Source organism: Serinicoccus sp. CUA-874 (assembly GCF_001942225.1).
Classification (GTDB): Bacteria; Actinomycetota; Actinomycetes; order Actinomycetales; family Dermatophilaceae; genus Ornithinicoccus; species Ornithinicoccus marinus.
In genome coordinates this window covers 95,307-115,486 of the sequence record NZ_MKJZ01000037.1, presented here as the reverse complement: position 1 = coordinate 115,486, position 20,180 = coordinate 95,307, and the positions used below count along the sequence as shown (strand labels likewise).

Below are 20,180 nucleotides of genomic sequence, written 5' to 3'. Positions count from 1 at the left end.
CGCTGTGCCAGAGTGTGCGGACCACGCATACGAGGGAGGGTGACCGATGTCCGCTGACCAGATCGGCTTCGCACTGATCGTCCTGGGCCTGTTCCTGCTCCTGGGCAAGGTGATCCGGGTCAAGGTCGGCTGGGTGCAGAAGCTCTTCCTGCCCAGCTCGATCATCGGGGGCTTCCTGCTCCTGCTGCTCGGCCCGCAGGTGCTTGGCCGGGTCGGCGGCCCGGTCGGGGAGAACGGCCTCTTCACCGGCTCGATGCTGGAGGTGTGGAGCGCGCTGCCCGGCCTGCTCATCAGCATCGTCTTCGCCACCATGTTCCTCGGCCAGGACCTGCCGAGCCCGAAGCGCGCAGGCAAGCTGGTCGGCCCGCAGCTCTCGCTCGGTGTCGCGATGGGATCGGGGCAGTACGTCGTCGGTCTGGGCCTCGCCGCGCTCGTGCTGGTGCCGCTGCTCGCCGCCGAGCCGATGGTGGGCGCGCTCATCGAGATGGGCTTCGAGGGTGGGCACGGCACGGCTGCCGGCATGCGCCCGGTGCTGGAGGACCTCGGGTATGCCGAGGGTGCCGACCTCGCGGTCGGGATCGCCACGGTGGGGATCGTGGCCGGCGTCGTCATCGGGATCGCGCTCATCAACTGGGGCGTGCGGACCGGGCGCACCGAGATCCTCAAGGGCGACGTCAAGGCCTCGGTCGAGGAGCAGAAGGGGCTGTTCCGCAAGGATGAGCACTACCCGGCCGGCACGATGACCAGCCGCCCCGCCTCGGTCGAGCCGCTGTCGCTGCACATGGCCCTGGTGTCGGTGGCCATCCTCATCGGGTGGTGCGTGCTGGAGGCGCTGCGCTGGATCGAGGCGCAGACCTACTCCAGCGTCCTCATCAACGGCGACACCCCGCTGGAGATCTTCGCCTTCGTCCCGCTCTTCCCGCTGGCCCTGCTCGGCGGTGTCGCGATCCAGGCGGTCGCCTCCGCGCTCGGTGTGGACCACCTCATCGACCACCAGATCATGCTCCGGATCCAGGGCTGGGCCCTCGACTTCCTCATCGTCGCCGCCATCGGCACGCTCTCGCTCGAGGCCATCGGGTCCAACATCGGCTCGTTCGTGCTGCTGTCGATCGCGGGCATCGCGCTCAACGTGGGGCTGTTCCTGTGGTTCGCCCCGCGGATCATCGGCCGCTACTGGTTCGAGCGCGGGATCGGCGACTTCGGGCAGTCGATGGGCGTCACCGCCACCGGCCTCATCCTCATGCGGATCACCGACCCGGACGCCGAGAGCCCGGCTTTCGAGGCCTTCGGCTACAAGCAGCTCGTCTTCGAGCCGTTCTTCGGCGGCGGGCTGGTGACGGCGCTCGCCGTGCCGGTGATCGCGCTCACCGGCATCTGGCCGCTGTTCACGGTCATGCTCGTGCTCTTCCTCACGGCGATCGCGATCGGCTGGTTCGTCTTCAAGCCCCGGGCGGAGGCCGAGCGCCGTGAGCTGCAGGAGCAGGGCGAGGAGGGCGCGGACGCGGTCGCGACCTGAGCTCGCGGTCGCGAGGCGGCCACGCCGGCCGCGACCGTCCTCAGCGCGGCAGCGAGGACGCCCGCCAGCCGCCGGGTCCGACCGCGGGGCGGGGGCGGGCGAAGCGGGACCGCGCCGTCCACAACGTCCGCGGCCGGGAGCCAGACCCCCTCTGGCCGGACCGGTCGCCGTCCCCGGAGAGCCCGACGAGCACGGCCGTGAGCGCCGCCAGCCGGGCCGGCGTGGGGCTGCCCCGCACGACCCGCAGCACGGGCGCGTCCACCGCGTCCGGCGTCTCCTGCCCGCTCACAGCGGGATGTTCCCGTGCTTGCGCGGGGCGCGGTTGGAGCGCTTGGTCCGCAGGTGGCGCAGGGCACGGGCGACCTCGACCCGGGTCTGCGAGGGCGCGATGACGGCGTCGACGTAGCCGCGCTCGGCCGCGAGGTAGGGCGTGGCGACGGTGTCCTCGTAGTCGCGGACGTGCCGGGCGCGCTCGGCCTCGACGTCGCCACCGTCGGCGCGGACCTGCGCGAGCTCGCGGCGGTGCAGGATGCTCGCCGCCCCCTGCGCCCCGGTGACCGCGATCTGGGCGGTCGGCCAGGCCAGGTTGACGTCGGCACCCAGGTGCTTGGAGCCCATGACGTCGTAGGCGCCGCCCACGGCCTTGCGGACGACGACGGTGACCAGCGGCACGGTGGCCTCGGCATAGGCATACAGCAGCTTGGCCCCCCGCCGCACCATGCCGCCGAGCTCCTGGTCCGTGCCGGGCAGGAAGCCGGGGGCGTCCACGAGGGTGATCACGGGCAGGTTGAAGGCGTCGCAGGTGCGCACGAAGCGGGCGGCCTTCTCCGAGGCGTCGATGTCCAGCGTCCCGGCGAGGTGCATCGGCTGGTTGGCGACGACGCCCACCGGCCGGCCCTCGACCCGCCCCAGGCCCACGACCACGTTGGGCGCGAACTGCTCGGCCACCTGGAGGAAGTCCCCGTCGTCCACGACCGCCCGGACCGCCTCCACGATGTCGTAGGCCGCGCCGGCGGCATCCGGGACGAGGCTGTCGAGCGCCTCGTCGGTCTCGTCGACCTCGGTGTCCGGCTCCTCGTCGTAGGCCGGCGGGTCCTCGAGGTTGTTCTGCGGGAGGTGACCGAGGAGCTCCTTGACGTAGTCGAAGGCGTCGTCCTCGTCGCTGGCGACGTAGTGGGCCACGCCGCTGCGGGTCGCGTGGGTCTGCGCCCCGGCCAGCTCGTCCAGCGAGACGTCCTCGCCGGTCACCGTCGCGATGACGTCCGGGCCGGTGAGGAAGAGGTGGGAGCTCCCCTCGACCATGACCACGAAGTCGCTGAGCGCGGGGGAGTAGGCCGCTCCGCCGGGGCAGGGGCCCATGACCAGGGAGATCTGCGGGATGACCCCCGAGGCGTGCACCTGGCGGCGGAAGATCTCCGCGGTCAGGCCCAGCGAGGCCACACCCTCTTGGATCCGGGACCCGCCCGTGTCGTGGATGCCGACGACCGGGCAGCCGATCTTCATCGCCAGGTCCAGGACCTTGGTGATCTTCTCCCCGAAGACCTCGCCGAACGACCCGCCGAGGACGGTGTAGTCGTGGGCGAAGACCGCGACCGTCCGACCGTCGACGGTGCCGTAGCCGGTGACCACGCCGTCACCGTAGGGTCGGTGGCGCTCCTGCCCGTAGGCGCTGCTCCGGTGGCGGGTGAGGGCGTCCAGCTCGGTGAAGCTGTCCTCGTCGAGCAGCGCCTCGACCCGCTCCCGGGCGGTGCCCTTGCCCTTGGCGCGCTGCTTGTCCAGCGCCTTGTCGGCGGCGGCGTGCGCCGCCTCCTGCGCGCGGGCGTGGAAGTCGGCCAGTCGACCCGCGGTGGTGCGCAGGTCCGGCCCGTCCTCGTCCTGGCGCTCGGCGCGCGGCGTGTCGCTCATGGTCCCAACTTAGCCTTGCCGCATGACACCTCTGCGCTGGGCCGCGCCGGAGCGGCACGAGTCGCTGCCCTCGACCAACCTCGAGGCGCTGCGCGACCCGCGCCCCGGGCGGGTCGTCGTCGCCGACCACCAGTCGGCCGGCCTGGGACGGCGCGGCCGCTCGTGGTCCTCGCCGCCGGGGGACTGCCTCGCGATCAGCGCCGTGCTGCCCGCGGTGGCGCCCGAGCTCGCCGGCTGGGTCCCGCTCGCCGCCGGGGTCGCGGTCCTCGACGCGCTGGCCGTCAGCCGCTGGCCGGTCGAGGCGCGGCTGAAGTGGCCCAACGACGTGCTCGTGGCGGACGGCCCGGCACCGGGCAAGATCAGCGGGATCCTCACCCAGGTCGCCGACGACGGCGCGGTCGTCGTCGCGCCGGCCTCAACGTGGACCACGACCGGACCCGGCTGCCGGTCCCCACCGCGACCTCCTGGCGGCTCGCCCGCGGGGGCTCCCCGCTGCCGCCTGGGGCTCGGGAGTCCTTCCTCGAGGACTACCTGGACCGGCTGCGCGACCTGCACCGCTCCGTGGCCGAGGGTGACCACGAGACGCTGCACGCCGCCTACGGCAGCCGCTGCGCCACCCTCGGTCGGGACGTCGTCGTGCACCGACCGGACGGCGGACGGACGCGCGGCCGGGCGCTCCGCGTCGACCACCGGGGCGCGCTGGTCGTGGCCGGCTCCCCGCCCGACGGTGGCGAGAGCGTCCACGACGCCGGTGACGTCGAGCACCTGCGCGAGCAGTAACGTCACCCGCATGGACGCACCCACGATGCTGCGGCTCACCCGCCACGGCGACCACGTCGTCGAGCTGGCACTGGACCGCCCGGACGCGATGAACGCCGTCTCGACGGCCTTCTCCGAGGAGATCACCGCCGCCACCGCCGACCTGGCCCGGGACGCCTCGGTGCGCGCGGTGGTCGTCACGAGCACCCACGCCACGGCGTTCTGCGTCGGCGCCGACCTCAAGGAGCGCAACGGCTTCAGCGACGCCGAGATGATGGACCACCGGCTGGTGTCCAAGCTCGCCTACCGCGGGGTGCTCGACCTGCCGATGCCGGCCATCGCCGCGGTCGAGGGGTATGCCCTGGGCGGCGGCCTGGAGATCGCGCTGTCCTGCGACCTCCTCGTCGCCGGTCGTGAGGCGACGCTGGCGCTGCCGGAGGTCGGGGTCGGCGTCATCCCCGGCGGCGGTGGCACCCAGCTGCTCACCCGCCGGGTCGGCTGGTCCCGGGCGGCGTCGATGATCTTCACCGCCCGCCGGCTCACCGGCCCCGAGGGCCACGAGCTGGGGGTGGTGGACGAGCTGGTCGACGCGGGGAGCGCCCGCGGGCGGGCGCTGGAGCTGGCCTCCTCCATCGCCGGCAACAGCCCGGTGGCGGTCCGCAACGCCAAGCGGGCGATGCGCCTGGGCCAGGGCACCGACCTGGCCGCGGGGCTGGAGATCGAGGACGGCTGCTGGCGCGCGACGGCCTTCAGCCGGGACCGCGCCGAGGGCGTCGCCGCCTTCGCGGAGAAGCGGACTCCGCAGTGGCCCGGACGGTGACCGACCACGCATACTGGCAGCCAGCCTGCCGAGAGGAGACGACGTGACCCGAGTGCTGCTGGCCGAGGACGACCCCACGATCTCCGAGCCGCTCGCGCGAGCGCTGCGCCGCGAGGGCTACGAGGTGACCCTGGCCCCGAACGGGCGCCAGGCCCTCGCCGAGGCGACCGGCGACCTGCCGCACGACCTGCTCGTGCTCGACCTGGGGCTGCCCCAGCTCGACGGGGTCGAGGTCTGCCGCTCGCTGCGCGACTCCGGCGTGCGGATGCCCGTCCTCATGCTGACCGCGCGCAGCGAGGAGGTGGACACCGTCGTCGGTCTCGACGCCGGGGCCGACGACTACGTCACCAAGCCGTTCCGGCTCGGCGAGCTGCTGGCGCGGGTGCGCGCTCTGCTGCGGCGCGGTCCGGGCGCCGCTCCGAGCTCGACCGGTGCTGCCCTGCGGATGGACGTGGAGGCGCGCCGCGTCTTCCTCCACGACCGGGAGGTGCGGCTCACCACCAAGGAGTTCGACCTGCTGCGGGTGCTCATGCGCGAGGAGGGCCGCGTCGTCTCCCGCGAGGTCCTCATGCGCGAGGTGTGGGACACCTGGTTCGGGTCCACCAAGACCCTCGACATGCACGTGTCGGTGCTGCGCCGCAAGATCGGCGACGACGCCCACGACCCGCGGCACATCGTCACCGTGCGTGGCGTGGGCTTCCGCTTCCAGAACGACCCGGACGGGGACGACGCCGAGGCGACGGACTGACCCGTGCGCCGGATCCTGCGCGAGCTCGCGGTGCGGATCGTGCTCGTCGTCACCGGTGGTGCCCTCCTGCTCGCGATCTTCGTCGCCTGGCTGCTCCCGCAGGTGCGGGAGAGCGCCTGGCCAGGCGGGGCGGGGGCGGTGCCGGGGTGGGTGCTGCCGCTCATCATGGTGCTGTGCGGGATGCTCGTGCTGGCGGCCGGGGTCCCGACCGCCCGCTCGCTCGCCGACCGCGCGGCCGAGACCACCGCCGGGCCGCTGCGTCAGCTCGCCCACCGCACCGACGAGCTGGCCTCGGGTGGATTCGCCCTGGACCCGGAGGCGCGGCCGGGGCGGCTGGTCGAGCCTGAGCCCTTCCGGTCCGGGATCGCCGAGATCGACGCGGTCGCCCGCGTCGTGGACCGGCACCACAGCACCTTCGCCAAGGCCCTCGTCTTCGAGCGATCCTTCGCCGCGGACGCCTCGCACCAGCTCCGCACCCCCTTGGCCGCGCTGCTGCTGCGGCTGGAGGAGATCGCCCAGTCCGACGACGCGGCGGTGGCCCGCTCCGAGGCGGAGATCGCCATCGGCCAGGTGGAGCGGCTGACCGGCGTCGTGGACGACCTGCTGCAGCGGACCCGCGCCGGTCATGCCAGCGGCGGTGCGGTCACGGCGGCCGACGCCGTCGTGGCGGGGCTCGACGAGGAGTGGACCCCCGCCTTCGAGGAGCGCGGCCGGGTGGTCGAGCTGACCTGCGAGCGCGGGGTGATCGTCGAGGCGAGCGCCTCGGTCCTGTCCCAGGTCCTCAACACCCTCGTGGAGAACGCCCTCGTCCACGGGCGCGGGGACGTGCGGGTCCACGTCTACCGCTCCGGCCCCTCGGCCATCTTCACCGTGTCCGACCAGGGGCCGGGCATACCCCGTGACCTGGCGCGCACCATCTTCGACCGCGGCATCACCACCGGCGCGGGGACCGGCCTCGGACTGGCCGTCGCCCGGGAGACCGCCGAGTCGATCGGGGGGCGGGTGGAGCTGGTCCACACCTTCCCGCCGGTCTTCGCCTGCTACCTGCCCCTGGCGACGACGCCCTGACCCTTGCCCTCCAGGTCCAGCTCGCCACGGAAGACGAAGGTGCGGTAGGCCCAGAACCGGAACAGCGTGCCGAGCACGAGCCCCACGCCGTTGCCCGACACGTTGTCGGCCAGCTGGCTGTCCAGCCCGAGGACGTAGCGGGAGAACCCCAGGCACGCCAGCGCGATGAGCAGCCCGAGCGCGTTGAAGACCACGAAGAGCGCGAACTCGTGGGTCACCGGCTCGCTGCGGCGGTGCCGGAAGGTCCACAGCCGGTTGCCGACCCAGGAGAAGACCGTCGCCACGCTCGTCGCGACCACCTTGCCCCACAGCGGCGACCCCGCCATCGGGCCCTCCGCGACCCCGGGCACCCCGAAGACGAGGACGTTGTAGAGCACTGTGTCCAGGACGAAGGCGAGCGCGCCCACCGTCCCGAACTTGGCCAGCTCGGCGACCAGGACGCGGTAGGCCGCGCGGGCGCGGGCGGGCAGCCCGGGGGTGGAGGGGGTCACGGGGCCGCAGTGTAGGCGCGCTCGCTGGATAGGGTGGTCGCGTGACGTCACCCAGCCCCGTCCGCGCCGAGGGCGGCTTCCCCGTGGTGGGCATCGTCGGCGGTGGCCAGCTCGCCCGGATGTGCCAGCCACCGGCGGTCGCCCTGTCTCTCACCCTCTCCGTCCTCGCCGAGTCGCCGACGGCCAGCGCCGCGCTGGTCGTGCCGCACAGCCCGGTCGGGGAGCACACCGACCTCGCGGCGGTGCGGGAGTTCGCGCGCGGCTGCGACGTCGTGACCTTCGACCACGAGCACGTCCCGCAGGAGGTGCTGCTCGCGCTGCAGGAGGAGGGGGTGGAGCTGCACCCGAGTCCCCAGGCGCTGGTCTTCGCGCAGGACAAGCTGGCCATGCGGCGGCGGCTCACCGAGCTCGGGCTCCCCTGCCCCCGGTGGGCGCAGGCACGCACCGGCGCGACGTGGAGAACTTCGCCGCGCAGGTCGGCTGGCCGCTGGTCGCCAAGGCCCCGCGCGGCGGCTACGACGGCAAGGGGGTGCTGGTCTGCCGGTCGCTCGCCGACGTGCAGCCGTGGCTCGGCGAGGTGGGGGCCGGCGGTCTCGCCGACGGCATCCTGCTGGAGGAGGCCGTGGACTTCTCCCGCGAGCTCTCGGTCATGGTCGGTCGCAGCCCCTCCGGGCAGGCGGCGACCTGGCCGGTCGTGGAGACCGTGCAGGAGGGCGGCATCAACACCGAGGTGCTCGCCCCGGCGCCCGGCCTCGACGACGAGCTCGCCGTGGCCCTCGCCGAGGGGGCGCTGCGCATCGCCGGTGAGCTCGGGGTGACCGGCGTCATGGCCGTCGAGGTCTTCGAGGTGACCGGGCGGCGGCCGGACGGGTCGGCCTACCCCACCTACCTGGTCAACGAGCTGGCGATGCGCCCGCACAACAGCGGGCACTGGAGCATCGACGGCGCGGTGACCAGCCAGTTCGAGCAGCACCTGCGGGCGGTGCTGGACCTGCCGCTCGGCGACCCCTCGGCCCGGGCCCCGTGGACCGCCTCCGCCAACGTGCTGGGCGGCGACTTTCCCGAGCTGTACGCCACCTACAAGCACCTCATGGCGCGCGACCCGGGCCTGAAGATCCACCTCTACGGCAAGGGAGTGCGACCCGGGCGCAAGCTCGGGCACGTCACGGTCTGCGGCGGCGACGGGAGCGCGTCCTCGCTGGCGGAGCTGCGCGGGCGGAGCACCCATGCCGCCGACTACCTGCGAGGAGTGGTGACCGAGTGAGCTCACCGGCAGAGCGGAGCACCCGGGGCGAGCAGGCCCCGGTCGTCGGCCTGGTGATGGGCAGCGACAGCGACTGGCCGGTGATGGAGGCCGCCGCCGAGGTGCTCGAGGAGTTCGGGGTGCCCTACGAGGCCGACGTCGTCTCGGCGCACCGGATGCCGATCGAGATGATCGACTACGGCGCAGGCGCGCAGGAGCGCGGACTGCGGGTGATCGTCGCCGGTGCCGGGGGAGCGGCGCACCTACCGGGCATGCTCGCCTCGGTGACGGTGCTGCCGGTCATCGGGGTGCCGGTGCCGCTGAAGCACCTGGACGGTATGGACTCGTTGCTCTCGATCGTGCAGATGCCGGCCGGGATCCCGGTCGCCACGGTGTCGGTCGCGGGCGCCCGCAACGCCGGCCTGCTGGCGGTCCGGATGCTGGGCGCCGGCGAGGGCGAGCAGGCGGCACGGCTCCGGGAGCGGCTGGCGGGTTTCGCCGGCGACCTGCGCGACCAGGCCCACGCCAAGGGCGAGAGGCTGCGGGAGCGCCGGACGTCACGCTGAGACCCGTCGGAGGACGGGCACGTCGCGGTTGACGTCCGCGTTAGGCTGCGCTCCATGAGCGAGTTCGACCTGTTCCGGATCAGTGAGGACCACGAGGCGCTGCGCGAGGCGGTTCGCGAGGTCGCGGAGGAGCAGATCGCCCCCCACGCGGCAGCGGTGGACGAGGAGAGCCGGTTCCCGGACGAGGCGCTCAAGGCCCTCACGGCCACCGACTTCCACGCCCCGCACATCGCGGAGGACTACGACGGCGCCGGCGCCGATGCGCTCGCGACCTGCATCGTCATCGAGGAGGTGGCGCGGGCCTGCGCGAGCAGCTCACTGATCCCCGCGGTCAACAAGCTCGGCACCATGCCGTTGATCCTGGCGGCCTCCGAGGAGGTCAAGGCCCGCTACCTGCCGCCGGTGGCGCGGGGCGAGGCGATGTTCTCCTACGGCCTGTCCGAGGCGGGCGCCGGCTCGGACACGGCGGGCATGACGTGCAAGGCGCTGGAGCAGCCGGACGGCAGCTTCGTGCTCAACGGCCAGAAGTCGTGGATCACCAACGCCGGGGTGAGCGAGTTCTACACCGTCATGGCCGTCACGGACCCCGACGGGCCGCGCGGCCGCAACGTCACGGCCTTCGTCGTGGAGAAGGACGACGAGGGCTTCACCTTCGGTGCGCCGGAGAAGAAGCTCGGGATCAAGGGCAGCCCCACGCGTGAGCTGCACTTCGACGACTGCCGGATCCCCGGTGACCGGATGGTCGGCGGGCTCGGCGAGGGCCTCAAGATCGCGCTGCGCACGCTCGACCACACGCGGGTCACCATCGGTGCCCAGGCGGTGGGGATCGCCCAGGGCGCGCTGGACCTGGCCCTGGGATACGTCCAGGAGCGCCAGCAGTTCGGCAGGGCCGTCGCCGACTTCCAGGGCGTGCAGTTCATGCTCGCCGACATGGGGATGAAGCTGGAGGCGGCGCGGCAGCTGGTCTACGTCGCGGCGTCGAAGTCCGAGCGGGGCGACGACGACCTGCCCTTCTTCGGTGCCGCCGCCAAGTGCTACGCCTCGGACGTCGCGATGGAGATCACCACCGACGCGGTGCAGCTGCTCGGCGGCTACGGCTACACCAAGGACTTCCCGGCGGAGCGCATGATGCGCGACGCCAAGATCACCCAGATCTACGAGGGCACCAACCAGGTCCAGCGCGTGGTGATGGCGCGCCAGCTGCTCAAGGGCTGACGCCGGAGGGGACGGCGCCGCGCTAGCGGTCGTCGTCCCCGCCCGCCTCGTCGTCGCCGGAGCCGCCGCCGTCGGTGCGAGGCGTGCTCTGCACCTCCACGGCCTGACGCAGCGCGACGACCGGCCCGTCCTGGCCACGGACGACGGTCAGCGTCTCCTCCTGCTCGATGACGGACACGTCGTAGGTGTAGGTCACCAGGCCGGTCACGGTGGCGCTCCCGTCAGCCTGCTCCTGGGCGGAGAGGTCACCGGCCGAGATCGACTGCAGCCCCACCTCGATGTCGGAGGCGATGTAGGCCTCGGGCAGGGTCAGCTGCCGCGCCGCGTCCAGCCCCTCGTCGGCGAGCGTGGTGTAGAACCGCTGCGCCAGGTCCCGCGCTTCGTCGGCGGCGACCGGCTCGCTGTCGGTCCCTGACGCCGACGCCGATGAGGTGGGGTCGGCGGTGCCGGTGCCACCCTCCGAGCCGGTCGCGATGGTCCACACCAGCCAGCCGAGCAGCAGGGCCAGCGGCACGATGAGCAGCCAGCTCAACCACACCCCGCGCCGTGGGCCGGGACGGCGACCCGAGGGTGCCGTGCGCCGCACCTCGTCGTGCTGACCTGCCGCGGCGGGTGCTGCCCGTGACGCCGCCGGCCGCGCTGCCTGCGCCGTCGGTGTCGGTGCCGGCGTGGGCTGGGCGAAGGTCCGGGTGGGGTCGGCCCGGGGCACCCGCTCGGTATGCACGCCTGCACCGGCGCCCGCTGCCGCGGCACCCGCTGCCGCTGCTCCCGCGGCGCCCGCTGCGCCGCCCCGGCCACCGCGGACCAGCTGCTCCAGCTCACGCGCCGCCCGCTGCGCGTCCCACCGGGTCGCCGGGTCCGGGTCGAGCATCCCGGCGAGCGCGGGCGTCAGCTCGCCCGCGTGCTGCGGGGGCCGCGGGTCGTCCCGGGCGATGGTGTGCAGCTGGGCGACGGCGTTGGCGCGCTCCTCGAACGGGCGGCGCCCCTCGACTGCGGCATACAGGGTGGCGCCCAGCGCCCACACGTCCGAGGCGGTGCTGGGCTCCTCGCCCCGCGCCAGCTCGGGGGAGAAGTAGGCGGCCGTGCCGGAGACGAAACCGGTCCGGGTCAGCTGCGGGTCCTCGTCGGCCCGGGCGATGCCGAAGTCGGTGAGCTTGGCGTCGTGCCCCGCGCCCCCGGTGAGCAGCACGTTGGCCGGCTTGACGTCCCGGTGCAGGATGCCCGCCTGGTGGGCCGCGGCGAGCGCGGTGGCCATCTGCGCGCCGATCGCCGCGACCTGGGCCGGGGGCAGCCGCTGCCCGTCGGCGATCAGCTCGGCCAGCGAGGGACCCTCGACGAACTCCATGACGATCCAGGGCGACCCGTCGTGCTCGAAGGCGTCGTAGACGCGCACGACGTGCTGGTGCGCGAGCGTGGCGCTGGTCCGCGCCTCGCGGAAACCGCGGCTGAGCAGCAGCTCGGTGTCGGCCTCGCCGGCGACCTGCTTGAGCGCGACCTGCCGGCCGAGGTTCTCGTCGGTCGCCAGCCACACCTGGCCGCCGCCGCCCCTGCCGAGCGTGCGGACGATGCGGTAGCGGCCCGCGACCAGGGTGGGGTCCTGGTCGGCGGGGGCCGGTGCCGTCGTCTCGGCGTCGTGGTCGCCGTGGTCGTCGCGGGGATCCGCCATGGTCGCCTCCGATCAGCGCAAGGGTAGCCCGAGGCCGCTCAGGGGTCGACGGTGATGCTCTGATCCTGGCGCAGGGCGGTGAAGAGCTGCGCGGCGCCCTGCTCGTCCCAGAGGACGGCGCTGCCCACCTCGGTCTGGTAGTTGGGGTCGGCGACCGGGACGGTCACCGAGTTGCCCTCGCCGGCCGCGACCTGGCGCATCGCCCAGGCCATCTGGCCCGCCTCGAGCATCGAGGTGTCGTCGCCGAGGCTCAGGGCGGACCCGGTGGCGGTGCCCACCTCGTGCAGCCGCCACGGGACGAGCACGGTGCTCGGCGTGATCATCTTGTCCACGAGGGCGGAGAGGAACTCGCGCTGCCGCTCGACCCGGCCGATGTCGCCGCGCGGGTCGCTGTAGCGCATCCGGACGTAGCCCAGCGCCTGCTCACCGGCCAGCTCCTGGCACCCGGCGGGGAGGTCGATGTGCGCCTTCTCGTCCGCGACCGGCTCGTCGAGGCACATCTCGACCCCGCCGACGCCGTCGACGACGCTGACGAAGCCGCCGAAGCCGATCTCCATGTAGCCGTCGACCGGCAGCCCGGTGCTGCGCTCGACGGTGTCGACGAGCTGCTCGGGCCCGCCGTTCGAGTGCGCGGCGTTGAGCTTGTTCCAGCCGCTGTCCCGGATCTCGACGTAGCTGTCGCGGGGCAGGCTCACCAGGGTCGGCTCCCCGAGGGCCGGCAGGTGCAGCAGCATCACCGTGTCGGCCCGGTGGCCCTCGGTGAAGCCGGTGCCGAACTCGCCCCGCTGCTCCTCGGTCAGCTGCTCCCGGCTGTCGGTGCCCACCAGCAGGTAGTTGGCGCCTTCTGCGGCGGCCGGACGGTCGGAGACGTCGGGGGTGGCGTCGATCCGGTTGACGCTGCCCCACACCGTCGCGACCACGACCGCCATGACGACGACGTAGGCGACGACGGCGAGCACGAGCAGCGCCATGGCGCGCCGGAACCCGTAGCGGGGCCTACGGCGGCGCGGCGGGCGTCCGGCCGGGCGGCGGGGAGCGGCATACCGGTCGTCGCCACGGTCCCAGCCCCGGTCGTCGTCGCGGTCCCAGCCCCGGTCGTCGTGCCGGGCCTCGCCGCGGTCCCACCCGTCCTCGGCGTAGCGGTCGTCGTGGTCCCGGGGCTCGCGTGGCGCTGAGGCCCGCGGGATGCGCTCCGTCGGATCGGGGTCGCGGCGCTGCCCGCTGCGCGGCGTCCGCGGCATCGGACGGGTCCAGTCGTCCTCGGGGTGGTGGGGCACGAGAGGCAAGACTACGGGGTCCACCTTGCCGCGCCTTGGGAGCGGCGCGCCACGAGCCGTGCCCTCCTGCGGGGTAGCCTCGCCGCGTGAGCTCTGCCGACTCCCGTGACCAGCGGCACCACCCGCCCGTCTCGGTCATCATGACCGTCCTCGACGAGGAGACCCACCTGCCCGAGGCCGTGCGCTCGGTGCTGTCCCAGGACTACCCGGGGGAGATGGAGGTCGTCGTCGCGGTCGGGCCCAGCCGTGACCGGACCCGGGAGGTCGCCGACGCCCTCGCCGCGGCCGACCCGCGCGTGGTCGTCGTCGACAACCCCTCCGGGCGCACCCCGGACGGGCTCAACGCGGCCGTGGCGACGTCGCGGCACGACGTCGTCGTGCGCATGGACGGCCATGGGGAGCTGAGCGAGGGCTACGTGCGGCGCGCGGTCGCGCTGCTGGAGCGGACCGGCGCCGCCAACGTCGGCGGCATCATGCTCGCCCAGGGTTCCGGGCCGGTGCAGGAGGCCGTGGCCCTCGCGATGCGCTCGCCGCTGGGCATGGGCAGCGAGCGCTTCCACACCGGGGGCGCGGAGGGCCCGGCCGACACGGTCTTCCTCGGCGTCTTCCGGCGGGAGTGGCTGGACCGGGTCGGGGGCTACGACCCGACCTACACCCGTGCCCAGGACTGGGAGCTCAACCACCGGATCCGGGCGGCCGGCGGCACCATCTGGTTCACCCCCGAGCTCACCGTGACCTACCGGCCCCGCTCCACCTTCCGCGACCTGGCCCGCCAGTTCTACACCAGCGGCCAGTGGCGCCGGCAGGTCGTGCGCCAGCACCCCGACTCGGTCAACGCCCGCTACCTCGCGCCGCCGGTCGCGCTCTGCGCGGTGGCCGCAGGGGCCGTCGGAGGTGTCGTCTGGCGCCCGCTGTGGCTGCTGCCGATGGGGTATGCCGCGGCCGTCACCGTCGGGGGAGCCTGGGTCGCCCGGGGCCAGGAGCCCGGCGTGGTGGCGCGCATGCCCGGGGTGCTCGCGACCATGCACCTCACCTGGGGAGCCGGCTTCCTGCGCGGCCCCCGCCGCTGAGCCGCCGCGCCGCTGAGCTCCTGCGCCGTCAGCCCTCGGTGGGGGGCGTCGCCTCCGGGGTGGGCTCGTCCACCGCGACGCGCAGCGGCGGCTGCGTCTTGGCGACGACCTCGTCGACGGACACGCCGGGTGCCAGCTCGCGCAGCACGAGACCGTCGTCGGTGACGTCGATGACGGCCAGGTCGGTGATGATCCGCTGCACGACCCGCAGGCCGGTGATCGGCAGGTCGCACTCGTCCACGATCTTGGCCGAGCCGTCCTTGGCGACGTGGTCCATGAGGACCACGACCTTCTTGGCGCCGAGCACGAGGTCCATGGCGCCCCCCATGCCCTTGACCATCTTGCCGGGGATCATCCAGTTGGCGATGTCGCCGGCTGCAGAGACCTGCATGGCGCCGAGGATCGCGGCGTCGACCTTGCCGCCCCGGATCATGCCGAAGCTCGTGGCCGAGTCGAAGAAGCTGGCGCCGGGCCGGACCGTCACCGTCTCCTTGCCCGCGTTGATGAGGTCGGGCTCCTCCTCGCCCTCGTAGGGGTAGGGGCCGACGCCGAGGATGCCGTTCTCCGACTGCAGGACCAGCTCCACGTCGTCCGGGACGTAGTTGGGGACCAGCGTCGGCATCCCGATGCCGAGGTTGACGTAGTCGCCGTCGCGCAGCTCGGCCGCGGCGCGCGCGGCCATCTCCTCACGGGTCAGAGCCATGTCTCTCAGTCGTCCTTCCCGGGGCGCGGGCGGGTGGTGCGCTTCTCGATGTCCTTGTCGGCGGCCTGCTCGGCGGTCAGGGCGAGCACGCGCTGGACGTAGATGCCGGGCAGGTGGACCTCGTCGGGGTCGATCTCACCCGGCTCGACCAGCTCCTCCACCTCGGCGACCGCGACCTGCGCGGACATGGCGCACAGCGGGTTGAAGTTGCGGGCCGACTGGTGGAAGACCAGGTTGCCGTGCCGGTCGCCCTTGGCCGCCCGCACCAGCGCGAAGTCGGCGAAGGTCGCGTGCTCGAGAACGTAGTCGCGGGCGTGGTCGCGGACCGAGAACTCGCGGGTCTCCTTGGCGGGGGAGCGCAGGACCACCTCGCCGTCGCTGTCGTAGCGCCAGGGCATACCCCCCTCGGAGACCTGCGACCCGACGCCGGTGGGCGTGAAGAAGGCCGGTATGCCCGCGCCCCCGGCGCGCAGCTTCTCGGCGAGCGTGCCCTGCGGGGTCAGCTCGACCTCGAGCTCGCCGGAGAGGTACTGCCGCGCGAACTCCTTGTTCTCCCCGACGTAGGAGGCGATGACGCGACGGATCCTGCCCTGCGCGAGGAGCAGCCCCAGCCCGGCCCCGTCGACGCCGCAGTTGTTGGAGACGACCTCCAGGTCGCTCGTGCCCTGCTCCAGGGCCTGGTGGATCAGCACGGTGGGGATGCCCGAGAGCCCGAAGCCGCCCACGGCGACGGTCATCCCGTCAATGAGCCCCTCGAGCGCATCCTGGGCGGAGGCGACGACCTTGTCCATGGCGCCGAGGCTACCCGCCGGCCCGGTGGTCGACGCCCTCGGCCTCCCAGCGCGGGTCGTCCCCGACGGCCTCCGCGCCGAGCACGAGGACAGCGGACCCCTCGCCCGCCAGCAGCTGCAGCACCTGGCGCACGAACAGGCCCCGGTCGGTGGTGCCGACCAGGGACCGGGCGCCTCGGGCACCGGCGGCAGGTCGGCCAGCAGGTCGGCATACGTCACCCGGTCGCCGCCGCTCACCAGCGCGGTGTCCTCCGCCTCGGCCTCGTCCCACGCGGTGAAGTCGTCGGCGTAGCTCGCCAGCTCGGCCGCCTCGTCCATGACGCCGGAGCGCAGCTCGCCGTCGAAGGCCCGCGCCAGGGCGGGCAGGGCCACCGCCACGACCTCGTCGCAGTCGCCGGCGACCTCGCTGTCCGGGTCGTCGGTGACGAGCACGTCGGCGCCCTCGTGCGTGTCCACCGTGAGGGTGGCCCCGACGGACCAGACGGCGAGGGCCCAGTAGGCCAGGCGCCAGTGCGGGGCGGGCAGGTCCACCAGGACCACCGAGCCCGGCTGGATGTCCAGCCCCTCCTGCAGTGCGTTGGCGGCCTTGGACACCCAGGTGCGCAGCACCTTGCGGGAGATCTCGATGCGCTCGCCGGGGCCCCGGGGGTGTCGTCGTAGAAGGTGAGGGCAGGGCGGGTCGCGTCGGCGGCGACCGCCTGGCTCAGGATCGCGGAGGGTTGCGGCACGGGGGCCACGGTAGTGGGTGCTGTTGCGCGGGGGGCGAGGAGCGGGGCAGGCTGCTCCCTCGTGAGCACCGCCCGGCACCGTGTCTGGCGTCCGGCGCGCCCGCTGGACGTCGCCGCGACCTGGGGCACGTTGCGGCGCGGTGCCGGGGACCCGTGCTGGCGCGTGGTCGACGGCGAGCTGTGGCGCGGGGTGCGGGCGCGACCGGCGCGGCGACCCTGCGGCTGGCTCGCCGGGCCCCCGACTCCCCGGTCGCGGCGCAGGCCTGGGGGCCGGGAGCGGAGTGGCTGCTGGACGGGTTGCCGGGGATGCTCGGCGAGGGGGACGACGACGAGGGGTTCGTGCCGGTGCACGCGCCGGTGGCCCACGCCCTCCGCCGGCATCCGGGGTGGCGGACGCCCCGGACCGGGTTGGTCCTGGAGTGCCTCGTCCCGGCCGTGGTCGAGCAGAAGGTCACCGGCCAGGAGGCCTTCTCCGGGTGGCGGCGCGTGGTCCAGCGCTTCGGGGACGTCGCGCCGGGCCCCGGGGCCGCGCTGCGCCTGCGGGTGCCGCCCTCGGTGCCGACGCTGTCGGGCATACCGTCCTGGGAGTGGTTGCGCGCCGGGGTCAGCCCGCAGCGCGCGGACACCGTCGCCCGGGTCGTGCAGGTGGCGGCACGGTTGGAGGAGTGCGTCGGGATGAGCTCCTCCCGGGCGCGGGCCCGGCTGACCGCCGTCCCGGGGGTCGGGGTCTGGACGGCCGCCGAGACCGCGCAGCGCGCCCTCGGGGACGCCGACGCGGTCTCCTTCGGCGACTACCACGTCGCGGCCAACATCGGGTATGCCCTCACCGGCGAGACGGTCGACGACCACGGCCTGGTCGAGCTGCTTGCCCCGTATGCCGGTCACCGCTACCGGGTGCAGCGGCTGCTGGAGCTCTCGGGTGCCGGCCGTCCACGGCGGGGGCCGCGGATGGCACCGCGGGGGCACCTGCCGGTCAGTCGGTCCCGGGGCCGCTGACCACGCTGACTCGCACCGACAGGTCCTCCGCGGCCAGGGCGAGCTCGAGCCGCGTGGCGACGCGGCCGGCCAGCACGGGGTCCTCGGCGCGGACGACGAGTCCCTCGTCGACGGAGCCCTGCACCTCGACCCGGTGGTCGGCGGCCAGACCCAGCAGCGCCAGCCGGGTCGCTCGCGCGGTGCGTGCCGCCCCGCTCTCGGGCACCACCGAGGGGAGGCCGACCTCCGCGGCGGCCGGGCTGCCCGGAGGCGCACCGAGGGCCGAGCGCAGCGCCTCGCGGTGCCCGAGCGCGAACCAGTCGCCGGGGCCGGTGCGCACCAGGGACCGTGCGCCGGCAGCGGCGGCGTCGCCCGACCCGCCGTCCCCGTCCGCACCGGTGCCGAGCACGAGCTCCGGCAGTCCCCGGACCAGGGCCGCCCCGGTGCCGGAGGCCTTGCCCTTGACGAGGTCGGCGGCAGCGGCGAGCTCGTCGGCGACCGCGCGGCTGGTGACCGACAGCGGCCGACCGTCGGCGTCCTCGCCGCCGCGGAGGTCCTCCAGGACCCGCATGCCGCAGGCCCCCACCGCCAGGTCGGTCTGACCCTCGCGCCACGGGCGGCCGGCGGTGTCGGTGAGGAGCAGGCCGAAGCGGGCCGCCGCGCCGGGGGTCCGACGCAGCGCGGCGTGCAGGTCGCGGGCCACGGCGTCCGGATCCGGGGGGAGCAGCAGCAGCCCGCCCTCGGGGCCGGTGTTGCTCGCGTCCACCCCCGCGGCGGCCAGGACCGGGCCGGCCACGGACTCGACCACCCGCGTCACCCCGGCCGGCGTGAGCCGCTCGGCCACCACCCGCACGCTCTGGGCGGCGACGACGTCCTCGCGGTCGGCCGGAGCGCCGACGCGCAGCCCGAGCGCCTTGGAGACCAGCTTGCTCGACACCGCCAGGACGTCGCCGTCGCGCAGCCCGCCGGCACGCGCGACGCGCCGGCGAGGGCGGCGGCCAGATCCATACCGGCGGCCACCTCGGGGAGCCCGGGGAGGGGGATCACCCGCACCGTGCCGGGGGTCGGGGCGGGGCTCACCTCCGGTCCCGGCCCGCGGGCACGGGGGTGCCGGCCAGCTCCTGCCCGAGGTCGAGGGCGGCGCCGGCCAGCCGGGCGGCACCGGCGCCGTCCCGCATGAGCAGGTCCAGCGAGCCGATCCGCACCCCGGCGGGATACCGCGCATCGGCGTCCGCGTCGTCGACCAGCCACCCGTCGAGGAAGTCGGCATAGAGCCCCGCGACCCCGGCCGCGCTCACCTCGACCCCCAACGGGGCGAGGCAGGCGTCGGCGTGACCGCGGACCGGGCGACCGCCGAGCAGCGGGCTGACCCCCACGACCGGGGCGCGGGTGCCGCGCACCGCCTCCCGGATGCCGGGGACGCCGAGGATGATGCCGATCGAGACGACCGGGTTGCTCGGGGGCAGCAGGACGAGGTCGGCCCCGCGCACCGCGTCGAGCACGTGCGGGGCGGCGGTGGCCCCGCCCAGCCCGGCGACGGAGAAGCGCCGCGCCGGCAGCGACGCGCCATGCCGCACCCACCACTCCTGGAAGTGGATGGCCCGCTCGCCCCCGGCGTCGTCGTCGACCACCACGTGGGTCTCGATCGGGGTGTCCGTCGCCGGCAGGAGCCGCACCCCCCGCTCGGGCAGGCCCCACCGCTGCGCCAGCCGGCCCGTCACCTCGCTGAGCGTCAGGCCCTGGGCCAGCCAGCGGCTGCGCGCCAGGTGGGTGGCGAGGTCCAGGTCGCCGAGGGTGAACCAGTCCGGCCCCACCCCGAGGGTCCCCAGCTCGTCGGCGACCCGCGTGCTCTCCCCGGCCCGGCCCCAGCCCTGGTCCTCGTCCACGCCGCCCCCGAGGGTGTAGAGCAGCGTGTCCAGGTCCGGGCAGACCCGCAGCCCGACCAGCGTGATGTCGTCGCCGGTGTTGCCGATGACGGTCACCGTGGTCGGCTCCGGGGCCTCGCGGGTCGCCAGGTGCGACAGGAGGCCGCGGACGAAGCGGGCGCCGCCGACGCCGCCGGCCAGAACGGTGATCTGCATGCCCCCATTGTCGGTGCCGGGGCAGGTTGTAGCAGATCCGGGGTTGACTATGGCGGATGACACGCGTGTAATTCAGGTGTTGCCATCTGCTGCCGGGGCGAGCCGGCGGGGTGCGCGGCCGGCGAGAAGTGTGTAGGCGAGAGGTCGAGGAGGAGCCATGCACGAGCTGGAGCTGATGTCGTTGATGCACGGTATCGATGACACCGAGGAGATGAACTGGCAGGAGCGTGCCCTGTGCGCGCAGACCGACCCGGAGGCCTTCTTCCCCGAGAAGGGCGGGTCCACCCGCGAGGCCAAGAAGGTCTGCGTCGGGTGCGAGGTGCGGGCCGAGTGCCTGGAGTATGCGCTCGGCCACGACGAGCGCTTCGGCATCTGGGGAGGACTGTCCGAGCGTGAGCGGCGCAAGCTGAAGAAGCGCGCGGTCTGAGCACCCGACGCACGCCGGTCGCCGGGCAGGGTCCGGACGCGCCGGTCGCAGCGATTCCCACGCACCCCGACGAGTCGCTCCCGCAGCGACCCCGTGCCGGTGGTCGCGCCGCTGTCGACGACGTCTCGCTC

18 protein-coding genes and 3 pseudogenes are annotated in these 20,180 nt (G+C 74.2%); 11 read left to right on the top strand and 10 right to left on the bottom strand.

Translation table 11 applies throughout. The features are described from left to right. Positions 1-46 precede the first annotated feature (46 nt). Complete coding sequence (locus tag BJF80_RS15160; RefSeq protein WP_075814868.1) at positions 47-1,516, top strand: sodium/glutamate symporter; 1,470 nt, start codon at positions 47-49, stop codon at positions 1,514-1,516. Positions 1,517-1,556: 40 nt separating this feature from the next. On the opposite strand, the gene BJF80_RS15155 is transcribed toward BJF80_RS15160, so the two are convergent. Then, entirely contained in the window at positions 1,557-1,805 is a 249-nt protein-coding gene (locus BJF80_RS15155) for an acyl-CoA carboxylase subunit epsilon (protein WP_075814866.1), read from the bottom strand. Then, a complete protein-coding gene (locus tag BJF80_RS15150; RefSeq protein ID WP_022924202.1) occupies positions 1,802-3,421 on the bottom strand; it encodes an acyl-CoA carboxylase subunit beta in 1,620 nt (539 codons plus the stop codon). The genes BJF80_RS15155 and BJF80_RS15150 overlap by 4 nt, the downstream gene beginning before the upstream one ends. Before the next feature lie 22 nt (positions 3,422-3,443). On the opposite strand from BJF80_RS15150, the pseudogene BJF80_RS20545 reads away from it, so the two are divergent. The 4 genes and pseudogenes from BJF80_RS20545 to BJF80_RS15130 form a co-directional block, all read left to right on the top strand. Next, positions 3,444-3,794 (top strand): annotated as a pseudogene (locus BJF80_RS20545) (lipoate--protein ligase family protein); the annotation flags it as partial. A gap of 417 nt (positions 3,795-4,211) precedes the next feature. Beyond that, complete coding sequence (locus BJF80_RS20540) at positions 4,212-5,000, top strand: enoyl-CoA hydratase/isomerase family protein (RefSeq protein WP_075815026.1); 789 nt, start codon at positions 4,212-4,214, stop codon at positions 4,998-5,000. A 43-nt stretch (positions 5,001-5,043) separates the two neighbouring features. Beyond that, on the top strand, positions 5,044-5,748 hold the full coding sequence (locus tag BJF80_RS15135) for a response regulator transcription factor (RefSeq protein WP_028130868.1): 705 nt from the start codon (positions 5,044-5,046) through the stop codon (positions 5,746-5,748). Positions 5,749-5,751: 3 nt separating this feature from the next. Continuing rightward, entirely contained in the window at positions 5,752-6,816 is a 1,065-nt protein-coding gene (locus tag BJF80_RS15130) for a sensor histidine kinase (RefSeq protein ID WP_075814864.1), read from the top strand. Here the strand turns inward: BJF80_RS15130 and BJF80_RS15125 are convergent. Next, positions 6,789-7,307 carry a GtrA family protein gene (locus BJF80_RS15125; RefSeq protein ID WP_075814862.1) on the bottom strand — a complete coding sequence of 173 codons (519 nt, stop codon included), beginning with the start codon at positions 7,305-7,307 and terminating at the stop codon, positions 6,789-6,791. The two genes, BJF80_RS15130 and BJF80_RS15125, sit on opposite strands and share 28 nt — an antisense overlap. Positions 7,308-7,426: 119 nt before the next feature. Here BJF80_RS15125 and BJF80_RS15120 point away from each other — a divergent pair. The 3 genes and pseudogenes from BJF80_RS15120 to BJF80_RS15110 all read left to right on the top strand — a co-directional run bounded on the left by BJF80_RS15120 (position 7,427) and on the right by BJF80_RS15110 (position 10,331). Beyond that, a pseudogene (locus BJF80_RS15120) lies at positions 7,427-8,571 on the top strand (5-(carboxyamino)imidazole ribonucleotide synthase). 56 nt (positions 8,572-8,627) lie between these two features. After that, entirely contained in the window at positions 8,628-9,116 is a 489-nt protein-coding gene (gene purE / locus BJF80_RS15115; protein WP_052327772.1) for a 5-(carboxyamino)imidazole ribonucleotide mutase, read from the top strand. Between the two features lie 54 nt (positions 9,117-9,170). Beyond that, positions 9,171-10,331, top strand: coding sequence for an acyl-CoA dehydrogenase family protein (locus BJF80_RS15110; protein ID WP_075814860.1), 1,161 nt, complete (start codon positions 9,171-9,173; stop codon positions 10,329-10,331). Between the two features lie 22 nt (positions 10,332-10,353). On the opposite strand, the gene BJF80_RS15105 is transcribed toward BJF80_RS15110, so the two are convergent. Together BJF80_RS15105 and BJF80_RS15100 are read right to left on the bottom strand one after the other, a co-directional pair. Next, positions 10,354-11,997 carry a serine/threonine-protein kinase gene (locus tag BJF80_RS15105; RefSeq protein WP_075814858.1) on the bottom strand — a complete coding sequence of 548 codons (1,644 nt, stop codon included), beginning with the start codon at positions 11,995-11,997 and terminating at the stop codon, positions 10,354-10,356. Positions 11,998-12,035: 38 nt separating this feature from the next. Then, positions 12,036-13,274, bottom strand: a complete 1,239-nt coding sequence (locus BJF80_RS15100; protein WP_075814856.1) for an LCP family protein — start codon at positions 13,272-13,274, stop codon at positions 12,036-12,038. Positions 13,275-13,360: 86 nt separating this feature from the next. Between BJF80_RS15100 and BJF80_RS15095 the strand changes: the two genes are divergently transcribed. Then, positions 13,361-14,344, top strand: coding sequence for a glycosyltransferase family 2 protein (locus BJF80_RS15095; RefSeq protein WP_075814854.1), 984 nt, complete (start codon positions 13,361-13,363; stop codon positions 14,342-14,344). Between the two features lie 28 nt (positions 14,345-14,372). Here BJF80_RS15095 and BJF80_RS15090 read toward each other — a convergent pair whose 3' ends face one another. From BJF80_RS15090 to BJF80_RS20915, 3 genes and pseudogenes are all read right to left on the bottom strand, one after another. Next, positions 14,373-15,047, bottom strand: a complete 675-nt coding sequence (locus BJF80_RS15090; RefSeq protein ID WP_022924191.1) for a 3-oxoacid CoA-transferase subunit B — start codon at positions 15,045-15,047, stop codon at positions 14,373-14,375. 5 nt (positions 15,048-15,052) lie between these two features. After that, a complete protein-coding gene (locus tag BJF80_RS15085; RefSeq protein ID WP_075815024.1) occupies positions 15,053-15,838 on the bottom strand; it encodes a CoA transferase subunit A in 786 nt (261 codons plus the stop codon). A 204-nt stretch (positions 15,839-16,042) separates the two neighbouring features. Beyond that, positions 16,043-16,645, bottom strand: a pseudogene (locus BJF80_RS20915) (TIGR03089 family protein); the annotation flags it as partial. 101 nt (positions 16,646-16,746) lie between these two features. Here BJF80_RS20915 and BJF80_RS15080 point away from each other — a divergent pair. Next, complete coding sequence (locus BJF80_RS15080; RefSeq protein ID WP_237767656.1) at positions 16,747-17,562, top strand: DNA-3-methyladenine glycosylase family protein; 816 nt, start codon at positions 16,747-16,749, stop codon at positions 17,560-17,562. On the opposite strand, the gene BJF80_RS15075 is transcribed toward BJF80_RS15080, so the two are convergent. Both BJF80_RS15075 and cofD read right to left on the bottom strand, forming a co-directional pair. Continuing rightward, a complete protein-coding gene (locus BJF80_RS15075; RefSeq protein ID WP_075814852.1) occupies positions 17,540-18,478 on the bottom strand; it encodes a coenzyme F420-0:L-glutamate ligase in 939 nt (312 codons plus the stop codon). The two genes, BJF80_RS15080 and BJF80_RS15075, sit on opposite strands and share 23 nt — an antisense overlap. Before the next feature lie 139 nt (positions 18,479-18,617). After that, a complete protein-coding gene (gene cofD, locus BJF80_RS15070) occupies positions 18,618-19,622 on the bottom strand; it encodes a 2-phospho-L-lactate transferase (RefSeq protein ID WP_075814850.1) in 1,005 nt (334 codons plus the stop codon). Positions 19,623-19,779: 157 nt separating this feature from the next. On the opposite strand from cofD, the gene BJF80_RS15065 reads away from it, so the two are divergent. Next, positions 19,780-20,049, top strand: a complete 270-nt coding sequence (locus BJF80_RS15065) for a WhiB family transcriptional regulator (protein ID WP_022924185.1) — start codon at positions 19,780-19,782, stop codon at positions 20,047-20,049. The last annotated feature ends 131 nt before the right edge of the window (positions 20,050-20,180 follow it).

Excerpts from the sequence above, each read along its gene's own strand:
- BJF80_RS15160 (WP_075814868.1), top strand. The coding sequence starts at position 47 with ATGTCCGCTGACCAGATCGGCTTCGCACTGATCGTCCTGGGCCTGTTC.
- BJF80_RS15150 (WP_022924202.1), bottom strand. The coding sequence starts at position 3,421 with ATGAGCGACACGCCGCGCGCCGAGCGCCAGGACGAGGACGGGCCGGAC.
- BJF80_RS20540 (WP_075815026.1), top strand. The coding sequence starts at position 4,212 with ATGGACGCACCCACGATGCTGCGGCTCACCCGCCACGGCGACCACGTC.
- purE (WP_052327772.1), top strand. The coding sequence starts at position 8,628 with ATGGGCAGCGACAGCGACTGGCCGGTGATGGAGGCCGCCGCCGAGGTG.
- BJF80_RS15110 (WP_075814860.1), top strand. The coding sequence starts at position 9,171 with ATGAGCGAGTTCGACCTGTTCCGGATCAGTGAGGACCACGAGGCGCTG.
- BJF80_RS15105 (WP_075814858.1), bottom strand. The coding sequence starts at position 11,997 with ATGGCGGATCCCCGCGACGACCACGGCGACCACGACGCCGAGACGACG.
- BJF80_RS15090 (WP_022924191.1), bottom strand. The coding sequence starts at position 15,047 with ATGGCTCTGACCCGTGAGGAGATGGCCGCGCGCGCCGCGGCCGAGCTG.
- BJF80_RS15085 (WP_075815024.1), bottom strand. The coding sequence starts at position 15,838 with ATGGACAAGGTCGTCGCCTCCGCCCAGGATGCGCTCGAGGGGCTCATT.
- cofD (WP_075814850.1), bottom strand. The coding sequence starts at position 19,622 with ATGCAGATCACCGTTCTGGCCGGCGGCGTCGGCGGCGCCCGCTTCGTC.
- BJF80_RS15065 (WP_022924185.1), top strand. The coding sequence starts at position 19,780 with ATGCACGAGCTGGAGCTGATGTCGTTGATGCACGGTATCGATGACACC.